The sequence below is a fragment of the Parasedimentitalea huanghaiensis genome (assembly GCF_009753675.1).
GTDB classification, from domain to species: domain Bacteria; phylum Pseudomonadota; class Alphaproteobacteria; order Rhodobacterales; family Rhodobacteraceae; genus Parasedimentitalea; species Parasedimentitalea huanghaiensis.
The window spans coordinates 1-10,240 of the sequence record NZ_WQLV01000010.1 but is presented as its reverse complement, the minus strand read 5'-3'; the positions used below and the strand labels follow the sequence as shown (position 1 = coordinate 10,240).

At 54.9% G+C, this 10,240-nt stretch carries 11 protein-coding genes, 1 pseudogene and 1 riboswitch; of the genes and pseudogenes, 9 read left to right on the top strand and 3 right to left on the bottom strand.

The annotated features are described in order from the left end of the window. Positions 1 to 4 precede the first annotated feature (4 nt). The 9 genes from GO984_RS15655 to thiD all read left to right on the top strand — a co-directional run bounded on the left by GO984_RS15655 (position 5) and on the right by thiD (position 8,250). Positions 5 to 1,930, top strand: a complete 1,926-nt coding sequence (locus GO984_RS15655; protein ID WP_157023566.1) for a beta-galactosidase — start codon at positions 5 to 7, stop codon at positions 1,928 to 1,930. A 120-nt stretch (positions 1,931 to 2,050) separates the two neighbouring features. Continuing rightward, positions 2,051 to 2,296, top strand: coding sequence for a dihydrodipicolinate synthase family protein (locus GO984_RS23845; RefSeq protein ID WP_167740369.1), 246 nt, complete (start codon positions 2,051 to 2,053; stop codon positions 2,294 to 2,296). Next, positions 2,281 to 2,574 (top strand): dihydrodipicolinate synthase family protein, encoded by a 294-nt coding sequence (locus tag GO984_RS23840; protein WP_342448102.1) that lies wholly within the window; start codon positions 2,281 to 2,283, stop codon positions 2,572 to 2,574. The genes GO984_RS23845 and GO984_RS23840 overlap by 16 nt, the downstream gene beginning before the upstream one ends. A 436-nt stretch (positions 2,575 to 3,010) precedes the next feature. Further along, positions 3,011 to 3,131, top strand: a riboswitch (TPP riboswitch). Between the two features lie 112 nt (positions 3,132 to 3,243). Further along, positions 3,244 to 5,043, top strand: coding sequence for a phosphomethylpyrimidine synthase ThiC (gene thiC, locus GO984_RS15640; RefSeq protein WP_157023563.1), 1,800 nt, complete (start codon positions 3,244 to 3,246; stop codon positions 5,041 to 5,043). Beyond that, complete coding sequence (locus GO984_RS15635; protein ID WP_157023562.1) at positions 5,040 to 5,981, top strand: FAD-dependent oxidoreductase; 942 nt, start codon at positions 5,040 to 5,042, stop codon at positions 5,979 to 5,981. Before thiC ends, GO984_RS15635 begins: the two co-directional genes overlap by 4 nt. Then, positions 5,978 to 6,175: a sulfur carrier protein ThiS gene (gene thiS, locus GO984_RS15630; RefSeq protein WP_157023561.1), complete on the top strand. Its 198-nt coding sequence runs from the start codon at positions 5,978 to 5,980 to the stop codon at positions 6,173 to 6,175. Before GO984_RS15635 ends, thiS begins: the two co-directional genes overlap by 4 nt. A 1-nt stretch (position 6,176) precedes the next feature. Beyond that, entirely contained in the window at positions 6,177 to 6,944 is a 768-nt protein-coding gene (locus GO984_RS15625; protein ID WP_157023560.1) for a thiazole synthase, read from the top strand. Then, a complete protein-coding gene (locus GO984_RS15620) occupies positions 6,944 to 7,537 on the top strand; it encodes a thiamine phosphate synthase (protein ID WP_157023559.1) in 594 nt (197 codons plus the stop codon). The genes GO984_RS15625 and GO984_RS15620 overlap by 1 nt, the downstream gene beginning before the upstream one ends. After that, positions 7,534 to 8,250, top strand: a complete 717-nt coding sequence (gene thiD, locus GO984_RS15615) for a bifunctional hydroxymethylpyrimidine kinase/phosphomethylpyrimidine kinase (RefSeq protein ID WP_157023558.1) — start codon at positions 7,534 to 7,536, stop codon at positions 8,248 to 8,250. The genes GO984_RS15620 and thiD overlap by 4 nt, the downstream gene beginning before the upstream one ends. A gap of 100 nt (positions 8,251 to 8,350) precedes the next feature. Here the strand turns inward: thiD and GO984_RS15610 are convergent, their stop codons facing one another. From GO984_RS15610 to GO984_RS23380, 3 genes and pseudogenes are all read right to left on the bottom strand, one after another. Continuing rightward, entirely contained in the window at positions 8,351 to 8,899 is a 549-nt protein-coding gene (locus GO984_RS15610; RefSeq protein ID WP_157023557.1) for a chemotaxis protein CheD, read from the bottom strand. A 24-nt stretch (positions 8,900 to 8,923) separates the two neighbouring features. Continuing rightward, positions 8,924 to 9,865 carry a CheB methylesterase domain-containing protein gene (locus GO984_RS15605; RefSeq protein ID WP_157023556.1) on the bottom strand — a complete coding sequence of 314 codons (942 nt, stop codon included), beginning with the start codon at positions 9,863 to 9,865 and terminating at the stop codon, positions 8,924 to 8,926. Positions 9,866 to 10,040: 175 nt separating this feature from the next. Next, a pseudogene (locus GO984_RS23380) lies at positions 10,041 to 10,240 on the bottom strand (hypothetical protein); the annotation flags it as partial.

The window sequence follows — 10,240 nt, the reverse complement described above, 5'->3', positions numbered from 1 at the left end:
CCTTATGCAGCGCACTCTCGGCACCTGTTATTACCCTGAACACTGGCCCTCTGAGATCTGGGCTGACGACGCTCGTCGCATGGTTGACGCTGGCCTAACCTGGGTCCGCATCGGCGAGTTTGCCTGGTCGCGGATAGAACCCCAATCTGGAAAATTGAACTGGGAGTGGCTGGATCAGGCGATCGACGTGCTTGGGCAAGCCGGTTTACAAGTTGTGCTGGGAACGCCAACGGCAACTCCGCCAAAATGGGTGCTCGACAAACATCCCGACATGCTTGCTGTAGATGCAAACGGCAACCCGCGCAAGTTTGGGTCTCGTCGACATTATTGCTTTAGCAATGCGGGTTATCTGGATGAATGCCGCCGCATTGTGACCCTTTTGGCAGAACGTTATGGCCAAAACCCCTTTGTCGCTGCTTGGCAAACGGACAACGAATACGGTTGCCACGACACGGTCATTTCTTACTCCAATGCCGCACGCGATGCCTTCCGCCACTGGCTGCGCACGGAATTCCACAAGCCCGGCGGCAATGCTGGTGACATCGACGCATTGAACAGCGCCTGGGGCAATGTGTTCTGGTCGATGGAGTATTCCGATTTCGACGATATCGACCTACCCAACCTTACGGTAACAGAACCCAATCCATCTCATGCACTGGCGTTTCGCCGGTTCAGCTCGGATCAGGTTGTTGCCTTCAATCGCGTGCAGTCGGACATACTCCGCGCCCATTCAACGGCACCAATCGCCCACAATTATATGGGTCGAATTACCGAATTCGACCACTACAAGGTCGGTGCAGATCTGGATATCGCCAGCTGGGACAGCTACCCGCTTGGCTTTCTCGAAGATCGTGTTGGCGCATCTCCCGAGCACCAACGTGCCTATGCCCGTCAGGGCGATCCGGATTTCCAAGCCTTTCACCATGATCTGTACCGCGCTGTCGGGCGCGACCGCTGGTGGGTGATGGAACAACAACCGGGCCCAGTGAACTGGGCGCCCTACAACCCAATCCCTTTGCCCGGAATGGTCCGTTTGTGGACTTGGGAGGCTTTTGCCCATGGGGCGGAAGCGGTCTGTTACTTCCGTTGGCGACAGTCGCCATTCGCGCAAGAACAGCTACACACGGGCATGCTCCGCCCTGATAGTGTTGATGCGCCAGCAATCGTTGAAGCACGACAGGTTTCAGCTGAACTGGCCGCGGCGCCAGACGTGCAGCCCTATCGCGCACCTGTTGCATTAATTTTCGACTACGATGCTGATTGGGCCTGGGCAGTACAGCCTCATGGGCAGGATCTCAGCTACTTCGGCCTGATCTTTGACACCTACCGCGCCCTGCGACGGGCAGGACTATCCGTAGACATTTTGCCGCCGGATAGCGACACATTTGATGACTACTCTATGATTCTGGCACCGGGCATGATGCATATGTCCGATACGCAAAAGAAAGCACTCGCCAACAGTTCTGCACAGGTGGTAATCGGGCCTCGCTCTGGCGCGCGCGATAGTAACATGGTCATTCCAACCCCAATGCCCCCTGCCCTGCCCGATTTGGATGTGACCGTTGCCCGTGTTGAAAGCCTGCGGCCGGACATGCCAATACCCTTAAACGGCGGAGGCGCTGTGACCGGTTATTTCGAAGAGGTAGAGGGCACAGCTACAGCAACGTTACAAACTGAAGCCGGCCACGCCGTGCTTATGAACAATGATAACGTCTACTATCTAGCTGCCTGGCTGGATGATCCGGGGATGGATCGAATGGTCGGTCTCATTTGTCAGGCGGCAGGGGTTAGAACCATGTCCCTCCCCGAGGGCATTCGCATTCGAGACACCGCAACAGAACGGTTCTGGTTTAATCATTCAACGATCCCCATAAAAACGGAAGTTGGAGAACTCCGTCCGGCTGACGTAGTGCGCGTTTCCAAGGAATAGGCCCTGCAGTTGAGGCAGCAGTTTACGTGGCAAGTGATCAAAGTTGTCATAGCCCGGAACCATAACAAGTCGGCATTGCTCTAGCCCGCATAAGCAAACAGTCTGGGCAAAGCCAATACCGTGGTCGCAAATGGATGTGATGGTGTAACACTTTTTGGCACAACAGGCGAAGGATATGGCTTTTCCCTGCCAGAGCGGCACGCCATTTTGACGGCGCTCGCCGAGGCATTACCTGACAGAACAAAAATTCATGCTGGTGTGCTGAACCACTCCATTGACGATGCGGTGAAACTGGCCCAAGCCGCCTTTGAAGACGGCCTATTCAGCTGGTTCGGGACTGCATTTGAAAAATTGGACCACCCCTAAGAAACGTAATTCTACACCATATTCCTGCCCAGACAGCTGTGCCCCTCCCAGTCTCACTAGTGTCAAGATTACGCGCCGCCTACCCTGGCGTTGTCATCGGTATCAAGGACAGTTCTGGAGATTGGGCGACAGCAGAACAGTTTCTTGCAGTCCATGGAGACATTGCCGTTTTGGTGGGCGATGAGCGGTTGTTGTCCAAGGCAATGTCCCACGGGGCTCAGCGGGCGATGGAAAAATGGTATCCGAAATTGTCGAAACTGTTATTTCCCTTCTTGTAACCGCGGCAGTCAAGACACTGACAGCTCATCTCAATCGCGATGCAACCTTTGTACAAACTCGCTCCCCTTCATCACCCTTATTTGCACCTCAGCGGCAAGCATTGGTAGAGGCCTTCGAAACATTGATGATCACTGCGTAATTTCTACCAGACATCGCCCCCCCTGATCTCGATACATCCCATCCCTGGATCAGCGCCTTTTCGGTTTGTCATCTGTGTGACATATCTGACCATACAACATAGTGGCGCGATGGAGACCCGTAACTCTGAACAGGCAACAGCATTGATGCGCAAACATATTATCGGCGCCCGTAACCGAGCTTTGGAAAGCCACCACACCAGGTTTTTAGTTGGTGGATGAGAGCCCTTGGGCATAAGCCTCACCGCCCTGTCTTTTAATTTTTTTCGTTGACCCATCTGTTTTCCTCGTCTAGCCGGTCCTTATGCAGGGGAGTCCCACCTAAGGGACTGAGAGGCGTTCAGGACATCTGTCCGGTGGCGCGACCCTTTGAACCTGACCCAGTTGACACTGGCGTAGGAAGCGAGGCGCGCGACGGGCCGGGATCAATTCGCCCAACCTTCATTCGCCTAACTGGGGGACTCTGTCCCCTTGTTTCCAGCCAAACCTCATCTGGTGTTTTTTTGAGACTTGAGCTTAAGGAGCGCCAAAATGAATATCCCTAACCCAAAAATTACGTCCGGGAACCTGCCGGCATCGCGCAAGATTTACGTAGATGGATCGCTTCACAGCGACATCCGCGTCCCAATGCGTGAAATTTCGGTGCACCCAACCGCAGGCGAAGCCCCACTTCCGGTCTATGATACGTCCGGGCCTTACACCGATATGAATGTGGAGACAGATATCCGGCAGGGTCTGAACCCGCTGCGCCAAAACTGGATCCGGGCGCGCAACGATGTTGAAGAATACGATGGCAGGGACATAGAACCCGCCGATAATGGCTTTGTTGAAGGGGACCGCCTGACGCCGGAATTCCCAATCCGCCCACGCCCGCTCCGTGCTAAGGACGGTAAGGCCGTGACCCAATTGGCCTATGCCCGCGCAGGACTCGTCACACCAGAAATGGAATTCATCGCAATCCGCGAAAACCAACTGCGTGAGATCACGCCCATCCCCCGCGATGGTCACGACTGGGGGGCAAACATCCCTGACTACGTCACCCCCGAATTTGTACGTGATGAGGTAGCCGCAGGACGTGCGATCATCCCTGCCAATATCAACCACCCTGAAAGTGAACCGATGATCATCGGGCGTAATTTTCTGGTGAAAATCAATGCCAACATGGGGACCTCGGCTGTCACCTCTTCGATGGAAGAAGAAGTGGACAAGATGGTTTGGTCCATTCGCTGGGGCGCAGATACGGTGATGGATCTATCAACCGGGCGTAACATCCACAACACACGTGAATGGATTATCCGCAACAGCCCTGTGCCAATCGGCACAGTCCCGATGTATCAGGCCCTGGAAAAGGTCAATGGCATTGCCGAAGATCTGACATGGGAAGTATTCCGGGATACGCTGATCGAACAGGCCGAACAGGGCGTGGACTATTTCACCATCCATGCCGGTGTACGCCTGCATATGGTGCCAATGACAGTGAACCGGGTGACGGGAATTGTGTCGCGTGGTGGTTCTATAATGGCCAAATGGTGCCTGCATCATCACCGTGAATCCTTTCTGTATGAACATTTCGACGAAATCTGTGACATCTGCCGCGCCTATGATGTGGCCTTTAGTCTTGGCGACGGCTTGCGCCCCGGTTCCCTTGCAGATGCCAATGACGAAGCCCAGTTCGCTGAGCTGGAAACTCTGGGGGAACTGACCAAAATCGCTTGGGCAAAAGATTGTCAGGTGATGATCGAAGGTCCAGGCCATGTCGCCATGCACAAGATCAAAGAGAACATGGATAAGCAGCTGGAATGCTGCGACGAAGCGCCGTTTTACACATTGGGGCCGCTGACCACCGATATTGCGCCGGGCTATGACCACATCACCAGTGGTATTGGCGCCGCGATGATTGGTTGGTTCGGCTGCGCGATGCTGTGTTATGTGACGCCCAAAGAACACCTTGGCCTGCCGGATCGGGATGACGTGAAAACCGGCGTGATCACCTATAAGATTGCGGCCCATGCGGCAGATTTGGCCAAGGGATTGCCGGGTGCCCAACGACGCGACGACGCCCTGTCACGCGCGCGGTTTGAATTCCGTTGGGAGGATCAGTTCAACCTGTCGCTTGACCCGGACACCGCACGCAAATTCCATGACCAAACCCTGCCAAAACAGGCCCATAAGGTTGCGCATTTTTGTTCCATGTGCGGACCCAAATTCTGTTCAATGCGCATCTCCCACGACATCCGCGCCGAGGCGCAGAAAGAGGGAATGGAAGCGATGGCCGCCAAGTTCCGCCAAGGTGGCGATCTGTATCTGCCGATCGAGGACAACGACACATGATCACCATAGCTGGGGGCGGGCTTGCGGGTCTGGCCTCGGCCTATGAACTTGCCCGGCGTGGGGTATCCGTACGAGTGTTTGATCCGGGCGATAGCCCCGGCTCCAACAGTGTCGCGCGGTTTGCCGGCGGCATGCTGGCCCCGTGGTGTGAAGGTGAAAGCGCCGAGGATGAGGTTGTAGCACTTGGCGCATTGGCAGCCGATTGGTGGGCGCAAGTTACACCTGTCTTCCGACGTGGCACTTTGGTCGTGGCCCCACCGCGTGATACGCCTGATCTGACCCGTTTCGCCCGCCGCACCAGCGCCCACCGACCAGTCACAGGGGCCGAAATTAGCGAATTGGAACCTGTTTTGTCAGACCGGTTCCAACACGGTCTGTTCTTTGAAGGCGAGGCACATCTTGATCCGCGGCGGGCATTGCGGGATTTGGCTCAATCCCTACAAGATATGGGTGTCGAACTGCTGTACAACACTCCAACACCAGCACTGATTGACCTTGATTGCACCGGTATGGCCGCTGATTTGCCTGACCTGCGCCCTGTGCGCGGTGAAATGGCGATCCTGTATTGCCCTGAAATCGAGATCAACCGGACACTGCGGTTACTGCATCCGCGCATGCCGCTTTACCTCGTCCCACGCGGCGATGGTCACTACATGATCGGCGGCACCATGATCGAGAGCTCATCTTCCCGGCCCCCGTCCTTACGCTCCCTGACAGAACTGCTATCAGCCGCCTTTACTCTACATCCGGCCTTTGCCGAGGCCAGTGTGGTCGAGATTGGCGCAGGCCTGCGTCCCGCCTTTCCCGATAATTTGCCACGTATCATCACTCATAACGGCAGGTTGCACCTGAACGGTTTCTATCGTCACGGGTTCCTTTTGGCACCCGCAATGGCTGCCCGTGTGGCCGATCAAATCTTACCCGGAGATAAGCGATGAAAATCACTGTAAATGCCCAAGACTATGAGGTCGCCAGCACAACTCTTGCCGCTGTTCTTTTAGAGTTGAAAATTACCAAGCCAGCCATCGCAACCGCGCTAAACAGCGTCTTTGTCCCACGCGAAGAACGACGAGCAACAACATTAAGTGAAGGGGACCGGATCGAAATTCTGGCTCCCATGCAGGGTGGCTGACATGCAAATTTATGATACAGAAATCAATTCACGGCTGCTGGTAGGCACCGCACAATATCCATCTCCTGCCGTTCTGGTGGATGCGATCAACAGCTGTCGCTGCGAAATCGTCACCGTTTCCCTACGCCGTGAAAATGCTGATGGGTCAGGTACTGGGTTTTGGGATACCTTACGCCAGACGGGAACACGGATACTGCCCAACACGGCAGGATGCCATTCGGTGCAGGAGGCGGTGACCACCGCCCAGATGGCGCGTGAATTGTTTGGGACCAACTGGATCAAACTTGAAGTCATCGGCCACGCCGACAACTTACAGCCTGACGTATTTGGACTCGTCGAAGCAGCACGTATTCTCTGCGCTCAGGGGTTTCAAGTGTTCCCCTACACCACCGATGATCTGGTAGTTGGTGAAAAACTGCTGGAGGCAGGCTGCGAGGTGCTGATGCCATGGGGTGCCCCCATAGGATCTGGTCAGGGGCTGCGTAATCCCGATGCTTTGCGGGGCATGCGCGCGCATTTCCCCAATGTGCCGCTGATCGTCGATGCCGGAATTGGACGCCCGTCTGATGCCTGTCAGGCAATGGAACTGGGCATGGACGCGGTGCTACTAAACACCGCCATCGCCAAGGCCGGGGATCCGGCAGCCATGGCGCAAGCGATGGCACAGGCAGTCGATGCAGGACGGGCTGGCTACCTTGCCGACCCAATGGAGCGACGCAATATGGCAATCCCTTCAACCCCGATACTTGGAATGGCAGAGCTGGCGTAATGGAACGGTTTTACCTGATTACGGGCCATGTAGCCCAAGTCGAATTGTTGGTGCCACAGGGCGTCAAACTGGTGCAGCTTAGAATAAAGGATCAGCCCAAAGCCGAAGTGACGCGACAGATCGCTCGTGCCCGCGACTTCTGCGCCGTACATGGCGCGCAACTGGTGGTAAATGACTATTGGCAGGTGGCGCTGGATTTGCGCTGCAGTTTTGTCCACCTTGGACAGGAAGACATGGAAACGGCTGACCTGGCCGCCCTGCGTCGAGCCGGTATACGTTACGGTCTGTCCACCCATGACGAGACCGAACTGGACCGCGCATTATCCCATGATCCCACTTACGTGGCCCTTGGACCAGTCTTTCCCACCCTGCTCAAGAAAATGAAATGGGGGCCACAGGGATTAGATCGGATAACCCAGTGGAAGGCAATGGCAGGGACAACACCGTTGGTGGCAATTGGCGGGATGACACCTGAACGTCTGCCTGGCGTGTTTTCTGCCGGTGCCGATAGTGTTGCCGTTGTAACAGACATCCGGACCGCAAATGACCCCGAAGCCCGCACCCGCGAGTGGATCAGGACATGCGCAATATGAGCTACATACTGGCTATCGCTGGTACGGACAGCAGCGGTGGCGCGGGCCTGACCCGTGACGCTGCAACAGCTCAGGAATTGGGATTTAAGATCAAACCTGTAGTGACATCGGTAACGGTTCAAACCGATAAGTCGTTTAAAGACAGCCATGCCGTCCCGCCCCGGGTCATCAAAGCACAGCTTGAAGCGGCCCTACAGGGTACAAAACCTGCTGCGGTTAAAATTGGAATGTTGGGAACAGCAGAAACCGTCGGTACCGTATTAAGCTCACTGTCTGGTTACTGCGGCCCCGTCATCCTCGACCCGGTTCTTAAATCCAGCTCAGGGGGTACCCTCTTTTCCGGCCGGGACATCTACAGACTGTTTGCCATCATCACAGTTTTAACGCCCAACTTAGACGAAGCAGCGATTTTGACCAACCGTGCCAAGGCCACCGATGAAGATGAGATCAAAAAACAGGCTGAAATGTTACTTGCACAGGGGGCCGCGGCTGTTCTGATCAAAGGCGGCCATGCAGATGGTTTTGACTGTGTTGATCATGCCTTTAGTCCAGACCACCATGTCAGACTTGTCGCCCCTCGGTTGACCCAAACCAAACGTGGTACCGGCTGCACACTGGCAACCGCTATCGCCTGCAATCTTGCCTCTGGGCATCGCTTGTCAGAAGCATGTCGCTTGGCCAAAGACTATGTTCACAAATGGCTACAATGCTAATTTGAGTGCAGGTCAAGCATCTATAAAATAGCCCTATATGCAATCTGGCCGCCACGAAGTTAAACGCAGCGACCAAGTGTCTTACATCGTTTTGCAGGTGTTAGAACAGTGTCACAGCACCAACGTCTGCTGCCACTGGCGCTGGCTTCGCCGCTGCGCGTTCCTGCTCGCCCAAACGGCGGTCGTTCTCAACGCGGGTTTGTTGCGCATTACCAGTTACGGGATGAAATCTCACCCTACGGGCTGAGGTGCCTCCAACGCTGGATGATACACAAGAGATACCTTCATCCCGCAGAAACCGTTGCACAAATTCAGCATTCGACAGACCGATGTCAGACAGGTTGGCTGACATTTTCGCGCCCCCAAAAACCTTAGCCTTCAAATGTTGTCGCGTGGCCCCTTTCTTGAGCACGCCATTGATCAGCAATTCCATGGCATGAACACCGTAGCGGGCATTTTTGCTGTCCTGGCTATTGGTGCTGGGCAACAAAAAATGATTCATTCCACCTACACCATTTTCGGCGTCGTAAAGACAGGCCGCAATGCAGGATCCCAACACGGTGGAAAACATAACCGATGGGCTGTTCGACACACGGAATTCACCCTGCAGAACGGTGACTGAAGAAGTGTTTGCAAATACAGAGCTCAAAGCGGCTTCCTTCCTGTTATAAGTTCAGGCCTTGCAGGCTTGAAGTAGTGTGCCGGCCATACGGGCCAGGGACACCTGTTTTTGTGCGGCGCCGTTCTGCCACGCAACGCGCGGCATCCCGTAAACAACGGAGCTTTTTTCATCTTGGGCAAAGGTTGTGGCCCCAGCCTTGCGAAGTTCTAGCAATCCTCTTGCACCATCTTGCCCCATTCCGGTTAAGATTGTTGCTACGACATTTTTGGCAAATGGTACTGCAGAGCTGAAAAGTGCATCAACTGACGGTGTATGCCCAGAGATCGGCGGGCCTTCTTTGAGTCGGGTGCGGTGGGGTTTGCGTGGTGTCAGGCCAAGGTGTTGCGACTGGCCAGCAGCGATGTGTACGGTTCCAGGCTGCAGCTGAATGCTATCCTGGGCAGCCACAACGGATGCAGCACAGATCCGGTTTAGCAGCGCCACCAATCCAGGTCCAAAATTTTTGCCGGTATGTTGTACAATCACCGTTGGTGGGCAATTTGCAGGAAACCCAACCAAAAGGCTGCGCAGCGCTTCGACCCCACCGGTTGATGATCCAATGAGGATGATTTTATCCGTGGTACTAACGGGAGCCTTAGTGCCATTCATGGCGGGACCACGGCCACTCGCTGTGCGACGTGGGGCTTTTACCATCATGTCAAAATACTGCACAAACTGAACGGGGTGATCAGACTTGCTCAGTTCAAAAATCCCGGCACCGCGATCCAGCAAAGGGTTCGATTTACGGGCTGGTGCTTCCGAATGGCTGTCCATCACAGAAACCCAGCGGGTATCCAGCGCAGAAAACAGCGCCATCATCATTTCAAATTCCGGTAACTTGGTGAAACCATCTTCGATAAAGGCAAAGGTTGGTTGTACCGATTCAGCCTGATTATAGGCCGTCATCAAGTTGTTGGCCAAAAGAACCTGCATACCAGGGTAAGCAGATTCCATGTGGCTTTGCAAAGTTCTAGCAAAGCTACGGTCCGTAGTTACGATCAATAGGCTTAAAGAAGACAAAGGTTTACCCATTCATAATTGCTCGGTTGAACGACAACCTGTTTCAGGGAGCCCGCGCCGACTACAGATCTGGGCAGCCCCAGATTTTGTGCCCGGCGCGGGCTAGGGATTAAAAGTCCTGCCAAACCTTGGAGGATCCAAGGTCACCATTGGCAGCTGCGGCAAGGGGCTGGGCTTCGGGTTCCATGTCCCAATCCGAACCATGTGCCGATGGGGTGTTGAACTCGACGAGGCTGTCCTCTGCAGGTGCTTGCTGGTTGCCGTCGATGTTAAAGTGCGACACCAGTTTGGCCAGTTTGTTGGCATCGG

What these genes read in the sequence shown, in the direction of transcription:
- GO984_RS15655 (WP_157023566.1), top strand. Translation starts at nt 5, where the DNA reads ATGCAGCGCACTCTCGGCACCTGTTATTACCCTGAACACTGGCCCTCT.
- thiC (WP_157023563.1), top strand. Translation starts at nt 3,244, where the DNA reads ATGAATATCCCTAACCCAAAAATTACGTCCGGGAACCTGCCGGCATCG.
- GO984_RS15635 (WP_157023562.1), top strand. Translation starts at nt 5,040, where the DNA reads ATGATCACCATAGCTGGGGGCGGGCTTGCGGGTCTGGCCTCGGCCTAT.
- thiS (WP_157023561.1), top strand. Translation starts at nt 5,978, where the DNA reads ATGAAAATCACTGTAAATGCCCAAGACTATGAGGTCGCCAGCACAACT.
- GO984_RS15625 (WP_157023560.1), top strand. Translation starts at nt 6,177, where the DNA reads ATGCAAATTTATGATACAGAAATCAATTCACGGCTGCTGGTAGGCACC.
- GO984_RS15620 (WP_157023559.1), top strand. Translation starts at nt 6,944, where the DNA reads ATGGAACGGTTTTACCTGATTACGGGCCATGTAGCCCAAGTCGAATTG.
- thiD (WP_157023558.1), top strand. Translation starts at nt 7,534, where the DNA reads ATGAGCTACATACTGGCTATCGCTGGTACGGACAGCAGCGGTGGCGCG.
- GO984_RS15605 (WP_157023556.1), bottom strand. Translation starts at nt 9,865, where the DNA reads ATGGAATCTGCTTACCCTGGTATGCAGGTTCTTTTGGCCAACAACTTG.